Source organism: Burkholderia sp. AU30280 (assembly GCF_020420125.1).
GTDB lineage: Bacteria > Pseudomonadota > Gammaproteobacteria > Burkholderiales > Burkholderiaceae > Burkholderia.
Map to the genome: position 1 here is coordinate 380,804 of NZ_JAIZRY010000003.1, position 17,217 is coordinate 398,020.

Below are 17,217 nucleotides of genomic sequence, written 5' to 3' on the forward strand. Positions count from 1 at the left end.
TGCTCTGACCAGGAAGTCCCCGTGGTACCACCACTTTTTAGTGCTTCCATAAATCTCATTGTCCCATCCGACGCGTATACAGTCATCGTGGCTTGGTGAGGCGCCCAACCCAATGGATCGGCCCACATAAAAGCGGATTCGCGGCATAGCGATACAAATTCTCCCCGCCGTACAACCCGATTGGATCGCGTGTAATGAAACGCCCAATGTCCGGATCGTAGAACCGGAAGGTGTTGTAGGCCGGTCTCTCGATCCAGACGTTGCCCCAGGAAGCGCAGGTTTTGCGGTCGTGGCGCGTGAGCCAGCGTTGATGCCGCTGCCTGCGCTTCACTCCACGATGGTGGCGCCCGCGCGATCCACTCCTCCTGCACCGCGTTACCCCAAACCTTATAGCGGGCCTGCCAGATCAACTCTCCGTCCGCGTCCGTCAGTTCCTCCGGCAACCCTGACACGTCGTTGTGAAAATCGTAAACCGCATCCCTCGCATCGGCACTGTTAGCCGCCGGCTTGCCCTGATCGATCCGCGCAAGCGGCACATAACTATTGGCCTCGTACAAGTACGTCAGCGCTGCCTCACCCTGACGATCGTGATACGTCTCCTGCATGAGCCGCATGCCGTCCCATAGGAAATTGGTACTCGCGTAACCACCATTGAGCTTACGAATCCGGCGCCCTGCTCACGTTCGCATATAAGCAGTAGATCTTCGCGTTCGGATTTGCATTCACAGGACTCAACAATAACGTCAGGATACTCGTAAATTTCTTATGAAATTTTATCGTCACCCTATTTCAACCACCCCTCATCAAAACCCACTAGTCAACCACACCCAAAACACTCCTTCAAAACATTTTCGTCAAACGACTTATTCCTGGATACATTCTTCCCCATCAAATAATCAACATCGAGCCCATCCAACCCAACACCATTTCTCTTCGCCGCAAAAATAATGGTCAGAAACGGGTAAGAATAGTAACTTGGATTATCCATCACATCCCGAATCAATCCAGACTTGATTTCCACCACATTTATCACTCTCGGCAGATAAACATTTACCACCTTTTCGCATATCCATCGACACGTCGACTCAATCTCCATATCATTCCGTGGCAAATCAACTGCCCCACCAATATTCGGAGAAAACGACTTTACTACCTCCATAGATGTATTCATCGCAAGAACCAGACCCGTCGGTATCTTCGGCTTGTACGGAGGATTGCTGTTTTTATAAAATTCCTGAAGGTCAGGAGAATCAGCGGCAGCAGAAAGAATGTAGCCGTTTGCATTTTTCAGGAACCTGAATCCGATGCGCCCATTACCCGCACCTTCCCGACCGACAAGAATCTCACCCTTTGATACCTTGATGCCACTCTCGCTTACATTTTCCCCGAGAGTTTCCTGCAGTCTTTTTTCAAATATCCCCTTCACTTCTGCACTCATCTTGCACCTCAACATTTCAGCACATGGAATATCGCATCGTACGAAGCACCACGCACCCCAGCACCTCACCTATATCTCTATTGCCAGTTGCGATCTCGAACTTCCCAGCTTTTCCCGCTAATGGCGTAATTACCCCACCACCAACGCCGTTGACGGTATTCGATGGACTCGTCATGTCAAATACACTAGACGCGCTTTGATTCTTCGTAAGACGTCCTGATCTAGGTTTGGCTTCGAAAACGTGATAGTTACCGTGGCTGTCCGTCGAGACGAAGTCGCTCCAACAGCAGATCAAATTTACCGCCCATCAATTATATCGAATTCAATTTATTCAAATAAAAATCCGAACTATCCTTATACCTTTCACCCTTACCCTTCATGCCTTCAAAAAACTCAACCGCAAGCCGCTTCATTTCAGAGACAAACTCTGATCGATCCACAACCACCTTCACAGTTTCATAAACGGTCACAGCAACAATCACCTTGCCTCCTTGAATACCAAAACTTATTTCAATGGGCTGATCCGGAAAGTAAGTTTTAAACCCATCCCCTTTGGCAATGCACACCACGCCCTCTGCCAAATACGCCCACAATTGATCAACACAATCCCACATAGTCTTATCAATAATGACAACCCCATTCACACAAAGCTCAATCGCCCCCTCAATGTAATCAGAATCATTGATCTCCCCTATAAAACCATGGAAATCAACAAATCCCTTCTTGAGCTTAATATATGTTTGAGCGGTTATCATTACGCTGCCGTCATACGCTCGACCGGATCACACTTGAACCGAGTCTCGACCTGTCCTTGCTGCACGATTATGCTATGGCCACACGTGTCATATTCGCATTCGTGCTTGTATTCATCGAATGCCTCCCTCGATTAGTAGTTCCACAAGCGTTACGCGGGAGATGGATCGAGCGTGCGGAACTCAGACCGTGGCAGCGTGTTAGAACTGCCGCTAAGCGCAGACAGTTGACTGCTATTGCCAATAGAGACGTAAAGGCCCACATACCAGCCCCTTGTTTGAGCTTAACTTTTAGTTTGAAAAACCAGAAGTGTCTTCGTTCCAGATGCCGTCACATTCCGATCTCCCAATGAAACACATAAATCGGCAAGTATATTCGTCGCAATAGCAAAAGCATCGGGTTCTGCTGTTTTCATAAGCTCTGAATTTGGCCAGAAGATAGCGATTTTCTCATCCTCTAGCTCATCCAAACCTGACCACATTGAATCAGCCAGAGCATCCCAGCTTCGATTGCTGTTCAACGGTGGATCTAGTGGGCATTCTCTGCAAATCGCATCATAAAACTGATCCTTGGATGCAATCCCCGAAGGCAAAAAAATAACTAGCCAACCGCTGCGACTACACTCTTCAGCAATATGTTTCGCTTCGACCGAGTCGACCACATAAAGCCCTGGCTTATCCAGCATCACGAATCACCTAATCTGATCAAAAGCAGGATTTTCCGTATCGGCATAATATGCCCGAGTGGAATCGACACGTCTCGCGATTTTCGTTCGTCCAGCGTCTCGAACCGCAACGCGTTTGTATCCGAACTTCACGACGCGACCGGCATCGCGTCCGAGCCAGCAGCAACCCGCATGGATTCAATTCATAGGGAGCTCATATCTCTCATTCGTATGAATCACCATTGTATCGGCTTATACGATAGAATTTCATCGACAATTTACTCCAGCAACATGTTACACATTTTCTTAAAAATACAATTCATTGTATATAAATCAATCACATTCTCATTAAAACCCCAATTCTAGTAACTATGACAATCCAATGCTACTCAGATTGCAGATTGGTTTCGACGATATTTCTATCGTACTTGACATCTCCAGACGCTTTAGCCTTGACGAATTTTTCCACGTCAAACTCTGACACACTCAAACCGTTGGCCTTCGCAACATACAGCGCCGTTACCAACGGATAGGAAAAATCACCAGGCTCAGAACAAGCAATCTCGATTATCTTTAAATCAAGACTCAACATACTCTCCAGGCGCGGGAAATAAGTTCCCGTGATTTTATTTGCAATTTCATCACATGCACCACCAACCCACTCATCCCGAGATGGAATTCCGAAATGCCCATTGGATGAATTAGCAAAGAATTTATTCTTCTCAGACAAAGTCGAGAAACAGTATTGATGATTCGAGAGACTGCGCGGCTTGTAGGGGATCATGCATTCTGCGATGAATTCTCCCAACCCAACGTGATCGGCAAATCCCACCAAATAATACCCATGCGCCCATTTCACGTATACCAAATTGAGTTCTGCCTTACCCGACGGCGTCTTGATTGAAATAGACAAATTCTTCCGTACTGTTACACCCGATTTCTCCGAGAACCGGTCACGCAACACACCCAGAAGAACATTTTCAAATTCGTTTTTCTCAACTCTTGCCATTTTTCAATACCGAAGAATATGGAATATCGCATCATGGGTGGCACCATCTCCACCCAACATAACCCCGGGAGCCCCCTTTGTCGAAACTGTGAAAACTCCCGTGGTTCCCATTGACGGCTTAATGACTCCGCCACCTATTTCGCCAACAGTATTTGACGGAGAATTTATATCGAAAACCCCCGATGCTGATTGATTGTTCGTTAGACGTCCGGTTCCATTCTTAACTTCGAATACGTGAATATTGCCATTGCCATCCTGAGCTACGAAATCCGCACGAATTCGCTTTCCATTTACTTTCATCGTAACTTCCTCGGCAACAACCTTGTAGCCGTTCCGCTCTAAGTCGTGCGCCGCCTTAGCTCGGCCACGATTACCGCTCCAGTTGCTAATGCATGTCAGTCCCCACGGATCAATCCACGAAATTGGGTTGGGTCCGTATTGATATAAGTTTGCTCCGCCCATCAATCCGATGGGATCCGGATTGATGAACCGTCCGATGTCCGGATCGTAGAACCGAAAGGTGTTGTAGTGCAGTCCCGTTTCCCGATCCAAATATTGCCCTTGAAAACGCAGATTCTGCGGTCGCGGTACGCGGGCAGGCGCCGACACGTTGTGCTGCACCGCGCCCCATGCCGGCGTCGACCGCTGCGGCGCCCGCGCGATCCACTCCTCCTGCACCGCGTTACCCCAAACCTTGTAGCGGGCCTGCCAGATCAACTCTCCGTCCGCGTCGGTTAACTCCTCCGGCAACCCCGACACATCGTTGTGAAAATAGTAGACCGCATCCCCTGCATCGGCATCGTTAGCCGCCGGCTTGCCCTGATCGATCCGTGCGAGCGGCACATAGCTATTGGCCTCGTACAAGTACGTCAGCGCTTCCTCACCCTGGCGATCGTGATACGTCTCTTGCACGAGCCGCATGCCGTCCCACAGGAAATCCGTACTCGCGTACCCGCCATTGAGCTTACGAATCCGGCGGCCGAAAGCGTCATATTCGAAATGCGTCGTCGCGATGCCAAGACGGTCCTTCGTCACGACGGTCTTCAACTGGCTCCAATCGTCGTATTCAAGAACCAGCTCTTTCGCAGGCCCGTGACCGCTCAGCTTGCGAACCAGCCGTCCATACGAGTCGTACTCGAAGCGCTTGTCCTCGAACATCTTGAGCCGGTTGTGCTCGACGTAGCCGCCCGGATGATCGCTCGACACCAGGTTGGCCGCCGCGTCCCAGCGAAACACTTCCGACGGCAATCCCGGCCCCGCCGCCTGTTCAATGCGACCAGTCGGGTCATATTGATAGCTCGTCGTGCCATGACGCTGATCGCGCTTCTGGATCACGTCGCCCGCCGCATCGTATTGCCACTGCTTCGCGAGCAGATCGTCCGCCGCCCGGCCCCGCTGCGCAGCGTGCCGCGCACGACGCCCAACCGCGTCATATCCGAAATGACTGGTCAGCTTGCCCTGCGTTCGCAGCACTTCCCGATGCAGATCATCGCGCTCGATGTCGGCAACGGCAGCACCGTCAAAACGGATCTGGTGCACGTGTCCCGAGCCGTAATGCAGCCAATCGATCGTGCGCTCGCCCGAGATCGTCGTGCTCACACGGTTGCCAAGCTCGTCGTACGTATGCGCGAGCCAGCCGGTCGGCGTGTATTCCTCGAGAACCGCTCCGCGCGCGTCGTATTTCAAGCTGACCCGATTCTTCAGCGACGGGCCACGAGCGGCCAGCGTGTACAACTCGGCAGAGGCGATTCGGCTCGCCTTGTCGTACAGGTACTCACAACGTTCACGCGTCGCTTGCTTCGCCGTCAGTCGCCCGATCGCGTCGCGCTCGTATCGCGTCTCGATCTGTCCATCTCGTACGATCGTGCCCTGGCCGCACACATCGTATTCGTACGTGCGCTTGTGGCCATCGAGGCCGATCTGCGCGGAAACCAGATCGCGACGGTCATACTGAAAGCGATATGCCTCGCGATTTTCGTTGGTCAAACTCGCGAGCCTGAACGCATCGTCGTAACCGAACCGCACGACACGATTAGCCGCGTCCGTCCGTGACAGCAGCAAACCACGCGGATTGAGTTCGTAGCGCGTGCTGCGCTGATTCGCGTCAATGACCTCGACCAGACGCCCGGCCGCATCGTATCGGAACATCTGACGCGCGCCATCGGCCGTTCCAATCCCCGTGACACGCCCCATCGCATCCGCTTCATACACGGTGGACTGGCCCGCCGCGTCGGTCACACGCGCAAGCGCGCCACGTGCGTCATACCCGAACCGCGTGACCTTGCCGGAACAATCGGTATACGAAGTCAACTGCGCACGGCCATTCCATTCGAGGAACTTGTAACCACCACGTGCATCGCGGATCGTGTGCACCAGCCCGCGCTCGTCCCGGTGATACTCGGTCGCGAAGCCTGCCGGATCGCGCGTCATCGTCAGGTTGCCGCGATCGTCGTAGCGGTAGATCCAGCGCGAATTAGCCGGATCGGTTTCCGCAACAGGCAGGTCGTAGTAAGCGTTCCACTCGGTCCGCTCAACCTGCCCGAGCGCGTCGATACGCTGCGTCTGGCGCCCCCGCTCGTCATATTCGAAGCGCGTCGTATGCCCGGCCGGATCGGTCGTACTGACCAACTGCCGCATCGCATTCCACTCGAGTTGCCAAACGTGGCCTTCCGCATCCGTATGGCTCGTCGGCTGCTGATCCTCGTTCCACGTCCAGCGTGTAACGCGACCGATCTGGTCGGTGATCGTCACCGTACGCTGCGCAAGATCCGCATTGAACGTGTACGCCTCGCCGTCATCGGTCCAATGGCGCACGACACGCGCGTCGCGGCCAACGCCCTGCCACGCATAAAAGCACTGCAGGCCGCCGCGCAATGTGTGCTGGACCATCAGTCCGTTTTCGTATGCGAAGCGTCGCCCGGTGTGGCCACTGCGATCGGTAACGGCCACCAGCTCGCCGGCATCGTTGTACGCATAACGCACCAGCGTGTCAGGTTGCTCACCGTCCACACCACGCGTCAGTTCGATCGTGGCAATGCGTCGAGGGTGCGATTTATCGTACGCCAGCGTCAGCATGCGCCCGGCGCTGTCGTGGAGCCGCGCAGGCCGCGCAACCTCACCAGCCGCTTCTTGCTCCACCTCGATCCAGTTACCGTTGCGATCCTCGAGACGCCACAGCTTGAGCGTCTCGCTGTCCGCATCGGTGCGGGCACGGCCGAAATCGCGATACAACCCATCGACCGTCTCGACCACGTAGTGCCCGCCGGCAGTACAGATCAGGTAAATGCCTTCGGGAACGCTGAAATGGCTCTCGCCCGGCGATACGGCCGGGAACACGATGTCGCGGCCCTGCTCGTCCCAATACGTGATCGACGTGATCTCACCATGTTCACGCGCAAGCCGCAGCTCGACACTGATCGGCACGCTCCAGCCCGGCCCGAACAGGCTGTCAGCACGATCATCGTGACTGCTGTAAAAACGCCGCCACACGATCGGCAGCGGGCCGGGCAATGTGAAGTCGGTATCGTCCGTGCCGTCGAGAAACTTGCCGCCGGTAATGACGTTGACCGGGTGACCGGCCGACGGCCTCGCCAAACTACCGAGCCAAGTACCGAAGGCGCCGGCCGCAAAATTGATCGCGAGACAAGGCAGCTTGCCTTTCAGAAACTGCCCCCAGCTCATCTTCCCGCGGCCACAGACCGCCAGCGCAATCCCGAGCGCCGCACCCAACCACCCGAGCCGGCTCGCCGACTTGACGTCCCTGACCCGCTGCGTGCCGCCGCCGATGAAAACGTTGTCAGAACCCTCAGCGATCGTCCCGTCGCAAGTCGTCTTGTCGCCGACGCGCGCGGCCGGATGATCGTTGATGTAAACGCTCCCCGACCCGTCGGCAATCATCTGCGGCCCGGGATGATCCGTACACGCGACGGTATCGAGATCCCCCGGCCGCGCCGCGCGCGCCGCCGCCTTGTTATTGACATAAACGTTGCCCGAACCGCTGGCGATCTTGCCTTTGATCTCGGGCGGCGCGATCGCGTCGGCCAGCGCCTTGGCGCCGTCGTCGATGGCTTCGTTCATGCCGCTCGCTTCCATCAGCGCGCCCGAGCCGACCGCCACGCCCACGCCGATCGCGATCACCAGCGGCGTCGCCAGCCCTGCCGTGCCGATTTCGAGCGCGGCCAGGCCGACGAACACGAGCCCCTCCATCGCCTCCGCCACCAATGCGCCGACAACGGCACCGCCGATCACCGACCCGACCGTGCCTGCAAGCTCACCCCAGAACGACGTGTGCTGGATCGGGTCTTCGAAGCGCGCGGCCGCGAAGTGTTCCGCGCTCACGACGCATCACCCGGGCCGAGCAGAGTCGGTCGAGCCGCGCGCGGCTGGAAACTGGCGAGCATGCGATCGGCGATCGCCTGCTGCTCGTCGGTCAGCGGTGCCGCGCTGGTCAACGTCATCACCAGCACGCGGCCGGCGTCGTCCGACGGAAACATGGTCTGCAGTTGATGCCAGAGCCGGCCATCCCGCTCGAGCGTGGAATCGATCTGGACGCCCGAACGGCCCGCCACCGTCACAGCCCGGCGCGCCTTCTCGGTCAGCATCTTCGCGTCGCGCGACGCCACTTCCCATTCACGCGCGACGAACGCGTCGATATCTTCCCCGTCGCGCAGCCGCCCACGGGCGATCACGAGGTTGAGGCCGCCGGGGCCGGCGTTCATCACGAGGATGTTGACGGTGCGGTCGAGCGCCGTGTCCGGCAGTTCGAACGTGCCTTCGTGGATAGCGTAGTGCATGGTTTTTTTCGTGTTATTTGTTGAGATCGATGCGCTGGCCGTTGACCATCACGCCGTCGTCGGTCATCAGGATCACGGAGCCCTTGTGCTCGAGGCGAATGCCTTCGGGCGCGAGCGAAATCGAGCTGTCCTGCACCTTCAGCAGGATGCCGCGCTCGGCCACGTAGACCTGCGTGCCGCCGCCCCCGTCCTTGGCAGGCGTCGTCACCTCGACGGTGGTCGCGGTCGTACTGCGCTTCTCGGCGATCGTCTCGGTCAGGTTGCCCTGCGGAATCTGCTTTTCTTCGCTACCGGTCGCCACCAGAACGGTACGCATCGGCCCGAGCACCTTGTGCGTCTCGTTGTTCTCGACGACGGTGTTCATGTCCTTCTGCGCGTGCATGAAGAATTCCTGCGCGCCGTTCGTGTCGGTCATGCGGATCTCGTTCGACCCCTGCCCCTTGTGCGTCTGGCTCTTGATCCCCATCGTCTGGCCGGCGGCCCCGTGGTACGGGTTGCCCTGCTCGCCGTTGAACACGCGGCCCACGATCACGGGGTTGTCCGGATCGCCCTGATTGAACGCGACGAGCACTTCCTGCTTGATCCGCGGAATCGCGGCCGCCCCCCAACCGTCGCCCGCCCACGGTTGCGACACGCGCACCCACATCGAGTCGGAGCCGTCCTTCTTGCCGCGCCGGTCCCACGGAAAGTGCACCTTCACGGCACTCCCGTTGGTGTAGATTTCCTCCCCCTTGGGGCCGACGACGATCGCCGACTGCGTGCCGTGAATCACCGGTTTCGGCGTGGCGCGCGGCGCACGATAGGGAATCTTCTTCGGCAGCAACGCGAAGCTGTTGCGGTACGGCAGTTTCGCGCTGTGCTGCGTGTAGTCGTTCACCGCCTCGTGACGCACGTGCAGGATCACGTATTCCTGGTTGTTCTCGAGGACCGGGTGATTCGCCACGTTGACGGCGCCGGCAGTAGTCATGCGCCACGCGTAGCCGCCGCCGGTATAGCGATGGGCCTGCGCCTCCTCGGCCTCCATCGCAAAACGCGCGTAGCGGTTGCCGTCGTCGCCGTGGTCGTACAGCGACTGGTGCTCGAACCGTTCGGTCGAGTCGAGCCGCGCATGCTTGAGGTTCTGCGGGCCGGCTTCCACCAGCATCAGCGGCGACGACGGATTCTGATGATTGAAATCGCGGAACGTGACCTTCCCCACGCCGAAGCGCCGCCCTTCGTGCAACTGGTCGATGCCGCTGTCTTCGCTCGCCTCGGTGGCGGCGAACGGCACAGTTGCCAGCCCGTCGATCGGGCGGAACAGCAAATTCGTGTCGCCGATCACAAGAACGTGCTTGTCCTTCTCGTAGCGATGCGTCCAGACCAGCCCTTCCTGCTCCATCAACCGCGCGCAGAAGTTGTAGTAGGACTCCTGGTACATCACCACGTATTCGAGCGGCTTCTGGCTCGTCCGGATGTCGAACACGAAATCGGAAAATCCGTGCTCCTGGAAAATCTCGGTGAGGATGTCCTGCGCGGTCTTGTTCTGGAAAATCCGGCAGTCGGTCGAGCGCGTCAGGAACCAGAACCACGGCACGGCCGTCAGGTGGTACTGCGTGACATTGCCGGGATTTCCGGCCCGGTCGAACGACGCGACGTAGCCGTCGAAATAGCGGTCGTTGTCGCCGGCACCCGATGCAACGACGCGTTCGAGCGTCGACAAGCGCGCCTGCTGATCGAACCGGATCTTGACCTGCTGGCCGATCAGGTCGTCGGGGCGCAGGTCGTGGCGGTGCGACAGCAGGTCGAGGTGGATTTCCGGCAACCGGTTCACGTATTCGTCGACCACGGCGGCGCTGACCAGCAGCACGTCCGGGCCGAGCGGCGTGTCGAGCGTGACGTAGCGATTGAGCTGGGTCAGGCGCGCGGGGTTGGCGGCGCCGTTGATTGCTTCGGCTACCGCGCCGGGCGTCTTGTCCATCAGCGAGAAGCCGGTTTGCGCGAGTTGCAGCGCACGCTGGACGGTGTCGACGTGCCCGGCCAGGCCCGCGAGCGGCCCGACGCTTCCGGCAACACTCGAGGCGACCGGGCCTGCCAGGCCGCCGAGCGCGCTCAAGGAGCCGAGCGCGCCGCCGCCCAAACCATTGGGAATACCCCCGTTCGGAGCGAAACTCATTCTTGTTCCTTGCGTGTGATCTCAGGTTCCGTGGGCCGGCTGGCCGGCCCGAAGCCCCGTTAATGTAGGACAATTCCCGACCGCGCGAAAGGCACCAGCAAACGTTTCCGTTCGCGCCCCGAAAATCGAAAAAACCGGGGCAGCGGCTGGACGCCGGGGATGGGAGTTGCGCCGAACGGCACTCCCGCCGTTGAGGCAAACGACCGGACCTTCAGAAGGCTGACTCCGTCAAAACGATCATTGCCAGGCGTCGCCTACCGAATGACGGCCGACTCTGGAGAGCATGTTTTCCAGACCAATCATCCTGCTCGTTCAGCGAACTTGAATACCCCACACGAAGAGAACATGAAATTTGGCATTCGATGGGACGAACGCTTCACGGATTCGGATAAGCAAAGGTCTAGAAAATAGCCGGTATCGCGGAAAACACGATCAACCCGAAAAGCAATTCTGGTTACGCAATGGGAAGCGACAACCAACAGCGAATTTAAGAATAACTTCGCCCCCAATCATCCACGGGTAATGGCACAGCATGAAGAAGGCGAGGTGTTGCAAGGATTGAGATACAATGACAAAGCCTTCATCATCAAGCTTAAATTTCAGCGATCCATGGATCAAGCGATCAACCCGGATCAATGGTGGACTGCACCCGCACGCGCATGTCACGCATCAATCCCATCTCTGCAACTGAGTTTTACCGTACAGAATGAGACGACCGACATGCAATACTGCCCCAATGCCTCCAAAGAATTAACAATCACAGCGGATTTCTCATGCCAAGATCGAAAAAAATATTGTGGTCCGTTTTAGCGGCACTTTTTCTATACGCCGCCATTCTGGCATGGTCAACCATTCAAGACAAAAATGACGAATCGACGACATCACGAACTGTCACGATAAAATTCGGAGCCGATGGGAAAGTAGATGCCCAAAATCAGGGATTTTCCGTGATGAATCATCCATCTGGTGTATATCGCTACCAAATTCACTGGAACGACTCAGCGAGACTTGGAACGGTAAAGTATATTCAGGGGCGGCATTCTTTTGAAGTCGATAATGTGATGATTGTAACTGGACTGGGTGACAAAGACAGTCCCGAGGACGGAGTGGACAATTGGGATATTAGCTTCAATGTCTCCCCGGTAAAAACAATCTCGTATGAAGAGGGGCGCGAAAAAATCATGTCCCTGCTCAGCAGGCTGCGGGCCGCCGGATGGAAAAGATATGTATACGCGGCATCCCCCCGGCTTATTGGAAGAGAGGCCATGACGTACGCATCCTCAGAAGCCGGCATGCTTGATTCGCTAGATTCGACATACACACCGACGCTAGATGAGTGGAAAAACTTGATTACCGTTGAACCGAGATGGATTTTTTACGCCGACGGTGTATTTCTGACTTTATCGCTATCCTATCAACCATCGGGCTCTCCCGACATGGGTTACTATTTGACTGACATTCAGGTCAGCACTGCATCTGATAACTACACACCATATTTTACAGATAGTGTCGAGCGCAGGAAAAAATGGAAAAAATTCATATCTGACGAATTGAAACCGGCAAGGGAAGAGCGATCGAAGAAAGAAACCGAACTGAAGGCGCTGGGCTACACGATCGACGCGACGTATCAGCCCCCGCCGTTCGAAGCCCCGGACTTCTCGGCCAAAGCAGATAACGTCCATTGAAGAGCCCCCCTCACCGCGGCGAAACCACGATCGCCGCCCGCCGATTCTGCGCCCGTCCGGCCGGCGTCCGGTTATCCCCTACCGGATCGCTCTTCCCTTTCCCGGCGATCGCAATGCGCTTCGGATCCAGCCCGACATCGACAAGCTCGATCGCCACGACCTCGGCCCGCCGTCTCGACAGTTCGAGGTCGTAATCAACCGCCCCTTCCTGATCCGAGTACCCATAGACCCGTACCCCGTTAATTCCCGCCGACCTGAGCGTCCGCCCGATCCTTTCCACGATCCGCCGCACGTCGGGCTTGAGGTTGTACCGATCGAAGTCGAACAAAATCGGCCCGGTCGAACCGAACTCGAACCCTGCTCCGGTTTCCTGGAAACCGGCCGACTTGAGCACCGTGACCTGCGTCTGCGTCAGGCCGCGGTGAAGCGGCGGCGCCTTGCAGCCCGCGAGCAGCATGCACAGCAACAGCGTGCTGCCGATGCCTATCCGCCCCATGCTCACAGGAAACGCGTTTTTCATCATCGACCCCTTCGAGGGCGCCCGCATTGCGAGCGCATTTTTTCATTGAACCGCCGCGGCCTCGCCCGCAGCGGGATTCGACAACCATCAGGCCGACCCGACCACCCCTTCAGCCAACTGCCACGACCCCGGCCGCGCTCGCTTGGCGCGGTACATCGCGGCATCCGCCGCACGCAGCAGGCCGCCCGCGTCCGACGCATGATCGGGATACAGCGCAACGCCGGCACTCATCATGGTGGCCACCATGCGGCCGTCGGACAGCTCGATCGACGGCGCCATGCCGGACAGAATCTCGTCGGCGACACGACACACGCTGCCGGCTTCGCGCACCGCCGGCAGCATCACCGCGAATTCGTCGCCGCCCAGGCGCGCGACCAGATCGGTCTCGCGCACCTGCTTGCGCAGCCGCGCCGCGACGCCGATCAGCACCGCATCGCCGGCGTCGTGGCCGAGACAGTCGTTGATCTCCTTGAAGCGGTCACAGTCGAGATACAGGATGGCGACGCGCTGGCCCGTCACCCCGGCTTCGCGAAGCGCCAGCGCGAGCCGCGACTCGAACTGCGTTCGGTTGGGCAGGCCCGTGAGCGCATCGTGCGTCGCCTTGTGTTCGAGCGACGCGTTCTCGTCACGCAGCGTGTTCTGCCAGCCTTCGAATTCGTCGAGCAACGCATTGAAATCGTCGCCAAGCTGGTTCAGTTCGGCGATCGCAACGGGCTCGACCCGCTGCGCGAACGCACGCTCGCGCCGCACGGCGTGTGCCACGCTGGCCAGCGCGCGCAGCGGTGAAACGATGTTGCGCAACAAGCGCTTCGAGCTGACGTACGCGCCGAGCACGCTGACCGCCAGGCAACCGAGAATGCCGCCGACGCCACCGAGCAGGAAGCCGAAGAACTGATGACCGCGGCCGCGCACGACGACGTGGCCGACGACGATGCCGTCATGCATCACCGGAACCGTCACGGGCCCGGGCAGCGCAAGGTCGGCGACGCCGCGCTCGAGCCGGGCGATCCCGTTTCCGGCGGGCAGTTGCCACGTCGCGAACGGCTGGCCCTTGCTGTCCGTGACCACCACCTGCGCGACGTCCTCGTCGCCGGCGATCAACCCGATCGCTTCGCTCGCCGCATCGTGGTCGCCGAACACGAGTGCCGCCTCGACCGTATAACCGAGTGAGCGCGCCAGCAGGTTCAGGTTGTTGCCGGCATACGCACGCAATGCGATCACGGCGACGACGATCAACGACACGGCGGCCATCGTGACGGCAACGAACGCAAGGCGCAGGTGCGCGCGACGCAACACGCTTTGCAGCGTCGGGCGCGCCACGCGCGAAGGGGAAAAGTGAGGCGCAAACCGTGTCATGGCGCCCCCTGCCGTCGCGCGAGATTGAGTACGTTCGGATGCACGCGCACACCGCTGCGCGCCACGGCGTCGAGATTGATGTCGAACGACACGCGTTCGCCGTCGACATTGAGGCAGAACATGCTGCCTGCGGTGCAGGACGGATCGTGTTCCGCGATCGTCAGGACCGGATGGCCGGCCACCGCGGCCCTCACACGCGTTCTCTCGTCGTTGCCCAGGGCGCCGAGATAGACGACGTCGCAGGCGATGCCGAGCGACGGATCGTCGAAGCGAACGCGTTGCACGTCGAGGAGCGTCGAGCCTGCCTGTAGCGTATCGGTCAGGCCGCGCGCGTAGTCGGGCCGGCCCGTCACGCACAAATGCAGGCGCACGGGCGTCGTCGGCCAGCGCGTGAAGCTGATGATGCCCAGCACGACCTGACGCACGGCGGAGTCATGTGACGAAACGGCGGTATCGGGAGGATCGGCGGGGCTCGCGGCGGCGACGATACGCACGGTGTCGGCCGCATCTTCCGCGTCTGCCTGCGCCCCGGCGAGTACCGCCGGGGCCGCACCCAATGCGCAAACGATTGCCAACAGCGCGTGGCGCAACCAAGCGGTACGGCCGGATCGTACCGTCTTCCGTGCGGCGATGAGCGCCGCACCCATCGGCATCGTTGCAGTCGCAAGACTACCCGCCGCCGCGCACACTTTCGCATCCATGATGGCAACATCCGCTGGCGTTGCTCCGGCGCTGCCTCCTGCCTCCCTCCGTGCGCGAGCAGGCACCGTATCACGCGCACGATTGCTTCATCTTAGGTAAAAATTCGCATGACCAACCAGTGGGAAACACCCGCGAGAACGGTCTGAAAGTATGCGGAATCGGTACTCGCGTTAGCGGGTGTCGATGCAGCCTCGACGCCGGTGGATTGATCAGCGGATTGGACGCGCGTGCACATCAAACTTCATACGTTCTTCAGCGGCGTGCGGGATCGTTTTTCAGTGCGCGCCGTTTGCGCACGAGCATGAGCACGACGGCCGCGCTCACGAAACACACGCACGCGACGACGGTCACGACCATCACGAACACGACGAAAGCGTGTCGTCGGTCGGTATCGAAGTCGATGCGGACGTCGATCTCGACGCGCTCGAAACTTGGCTCGGCGAACTGCACCGCACCGATACCGCGAACCTGTTCCGGATGAAGCGCATCCTCGCCGTGCAGGACCGCGCGCAGCGCTACGTGCCGCAGGGTGTGCACGGCGTGATCGAACTGCGCGCCGCGCAAGCGTGGGGGTGCGAGCCGCGCTCGTCACGCCGGTGTTCGCGATCGTGCCGGTGCTGACGATGGTCGTCTTGATGATCGTGCAGATGGTCGATTAGCAAGCGACCGGGATCGCCGCTGACGACACGGTGTCGATCGTCGTGTGGAAAACGCCGAGAATGGCGGCCGTCGATACACGCGTGCCGGCACAGTGGGGCGCGCCGTTCTCGATGAATTGATGCGCGCCGTGCCCGCCGCGAGTATGCTTGTGCTTCGAACGCTCTCCAACTCCAACACGCGGCGGCACGGCGAACACGACACCGATGCTCCGCCAACCGTCATTCACCACCCTCGATGGATTTCGACGTCATCGTTCTCGGCGCAGGCATCGTCGGCGTCTGCGCAGCACTCCACCTGCAGGATCGCGGGCGCAAGGTCGCCCTCGTCGATCGCGGCGCGCCCGGCGAAGGCACCAGCTTCGGCAACGCGGGGCTGATCGAGCGCTCGTCGGTCGAACCGTATCCGTTCCCGCGCAGCCCGTTCACGCTGATGCGCTATGCGCTGAACCGCTCGACCGATCTCTACTGGCACAGCGCGTCGCTGCCGGCGTTCGCGCCATGGCTTGCACGTTTCTGGTGGGAATCGGCGCCGCTGCGTCACGCGGCGGCGTCGCGCGACATGCTGCCGCTGATCGAGCGCTGCATCGTCGAACACGACGCGCTGATCGCGCGGGCCGGCGCCGGCGAACTCATCCGCGCGAACGGCTGGCTGGAAGCGTTCCGCACGCCGGCCGCATTCGAACGCGGCGTGGCAGAGGCCGGACTCACCGCCCGCCGCCACGGGCTCGGCATCACGCCGCTCGATGCGGCCGCGCTGCTCGCGCACGAACCGAGCCTCGCGCCGGGCTTCTGTGGCGCGCTGCACTGGCTCGATCCGAAAAGCGTCGTCGATCCGTCCGCGCTCGTCAAAGCGTACGCACACCTGTTCGTGCAAGGCGGCGGCACGCTGCTGACCGGCGACGCGGCAAGCCTCGATGCGTTGTCGCCCGGCTGGCAGGTCAGGACGCAGGACGGCACGGCCGCCGCGCCGGCCGTGGTCGTCGCGCTCGGCCCGTGGTCCGACACGGTGTTCGGCAAGTTCGGCTACAAGATCCCGCTGCGCGAGAAGCGCGGCTATCACATGCACTACGCGCCTTCAGCGCGCGGCGTGCCGTCGGCGCCGATCGTCGATCGCGAATACGGTTACGTGATCGCACCGATGAAGCGCGGGCTGCGGCTGACGACCGGCGTCGAGATCGCGCGGCGCGGCGTGCCGCCGACCGGCGTGCAGCTCGAACGCGCGGAACGCATCGCGCGCCCCGTGTTCGGTTTCGGCGAACGGCTCGACCCGCAACCGTGGCTCGGCTTCCGGCCGTGCACGCCCGACATGCGTCCGGTGATCGGCCCCGCGCCCGCGCATCGCGGGCTATGGTTCGCGTTCGGGCACAACCATCACGGGCTGACGCTCGGCCCCGTCACGGGCCGCCTGCTGGCCGAGATGATGACGGGCGAAGCGCCGTTCACAGATCCGGCGCCGTATCGCGTGGATCGTTTCTGACCATGTAGG

The 17,217-nt window shown here is 59.4% G+C and carries 13 protein-coding genes and 2 pseudogenes; 3 read left to right on the top strand and 12 right to left on the bottom strand.

The genetic code is table 11. From position 1 onward, the window contains the following. Positions 1-82 precede the first annotated feature (82 nt). From LGN17_RS36670 to LGN17_RS09215, 9 genes and pseudogenes are all read right to left on the bottom strand, one after another. Positions 83-331, bottom strand: a complete 249-nt coding sequence (locus tag LGN17_RS36670) for an RHS repeat-associated core domain-containing protein (protein ID WP_226196458.1) — start codon at positions 329-331, stop codon at positions 83-85. Positions 332-374: 43 nt separating this feature from the next. Next, a pseudogene (locus LGN17_RS09180) lies at positions 375-614 on the bottom strand (RHS domain-containing protein); the annotation flags it as partial. A gap of 203 nt (positions 615-817) precedes the next feature. Continuing rightward, positions 818-1,438, bottom strand: a complete 621-nt coding sequence (locus LGN17_RS09185; protein ID WP_226196084.1) for a hypothetical protein — start codon at positions 1,436-1,438, stop codon at positions 818-820. Positions 1,439-1,749: 311 nt separating this feature from the next. Further along, positions 1,750-2,193 carry a hypothetical protein gene (locus tag LGN17_RS09190; RefSeq protein WP_226196086.1) on the bottom strand — a complete coding sequence of 148 codons (444 nt, stop codon included), beginning with the start codon at positions 2,191-2,193 and terminating at the stop codon, positions 1,750-1,752. Between the two features lie 281 nt (positions 2,194-2,474). Further along, positions 2,475-2,876, bottom strand: coding sequence for a barstar family protein (locus tag LGN17_RS09195; protein ID WP_226196088.1), 402 nt, complete (start codon positions 2,874-2,876; stop codon positions 2,475-2,477). 364 nt (positions 2,877-3,240) lie between these two features. Further along, entirely contained in the window at positions 3,241-3,864 is a 624-nt protein-coding gene (locus LGN17_RS09200) for a hypothetical protein (RefSeq protein ID WP_226196090.1), read from the bottom strand. A gap of 3 nt (positions 3,865-3,867) precedes the next feature. Further along, positions 3,868-8,202 (bottom strand): RHS repeat-associated core domain-containing protein, encoded by a 4,335-nt coding sequence (locus LGN17_RS09205; protein WP_226196092.1) that lies wholly within the window; start codon positions 8,200-8,202, stop codon positions 3,868-3,870. Continuing rightward, positions 8,199-8,657 carry a DcrB-related protein gene (locus tag LGN17_RS09210; RefSeq protein ID WP_226196094.1) on the bottom strand — a complete coding sequence of 153 codons (459 nt, stop codon included), beginning with the start codon at positions 8,655-8,657 and terminating at the stop codon, positions 8,199-8,201. The genes LGN17_RS09205 and LGN17_RS09210 overlap by 4 nt, the downstream gene beginning before the upstream one ends. A 13-nt stretch (positions 8,658-8,670) precedes the next feature. Beyond that, a complete protein-coding gene (locus LGN17_RS09215) occupies positions 8,671-10,809 on the bottom strand; it encodes a type VI secretion system Vgr family protein (RefSeq protein ID WP_226196096.1) in 2,139 nt (712 codons plus the stop codon). Between the two features lie 773 nt (positions 10,810-11,582). On the opposite strand from LGN17_RS09215, the gene LGN17_RS09220 reads away from it, so the two are divergent. Beyond that, positions 11,583-12,494 carry a hypothetical protein gene (locus LGN17_RS09220; RefSeq protein ID WP_226196098.1) on the top strand — a complete coding sequence of 304 codons (912 nt, stop codon included), beginning with the start codon at positions 11,583-11,585 and terminating at the stop codon, positions 12,492-12,494. Between the two features lie 10 nt (positions 12,495-12,504). Here the strand turns inward: LGN17_RS09220 and LGN17_RS09225 are convergent, their stop codons facing one another. From LGN17_RS09225 to LGN17_RS09235, 3 genes are all read right to left on the bottom strand, one after another. After that, positions 12,505-13,014, bottom strand: coding sequence for an OmpA family protein (locus LGN17_RS09225; protein ID WP_226196460.1), 510 nt, complete (start codon positions 13,012-13,014; stop codon positions 12,505-12,507). Positions 13,015-13,101: 87 nt separating this feature from the next. Beyond that, positions 13,102-14,370, bottom strand: coding sequence for a diguanylate cyclase domain-containing protein (locus LGN17_RS09230; protein ID WP_226196105.1), 1,269 nt, complete (start codon positions 14,368-14,370; stop codon positions 13,102-13,104). Next, positions 14,367-15,071, bottom strand: coding sequence for a YfiR family protein (locus LGN17_RS09235; RefSeq protein WP_226196106.1), 705 nt, complete (start codon positions 15,069-15,071; stop codon positions 14,367-14,369). The genes LGN17_RS09230 and LGN17_RS09235 overlap by 4 nt, the downstream gene beginning before the upstream one ends. A 307-nt stretch (positions 15,072-15,378) precedes the next feature. Between LGN17_RS09235 and LGN17_RS09240 the strand changes: the two are divergent. Both LGN17_RS09240 and LGN17_RS09245 read left to right on the top strand, forming a co-directional pair. Next, positions 15,379-15,666: pseudogene (locus LGN17_RS09240) on the top strand (GTP-binding protein); the annotation flags it as partial. Positions 15,667-15,966: 300 nt separating this feature from the next. Further along, entirely contained in the window at positions 15,967-17,208 is a 1,242-nt protein-coding gene (locus tag LGN17_RS09245; protein ID WP_226196107.1) for an NAD(P)/FAD-dependent oxidoreductase, read from the top strand. The last annotated feature ends 9 nt before the right edge of the window (positions 17,209-17,217 follow it).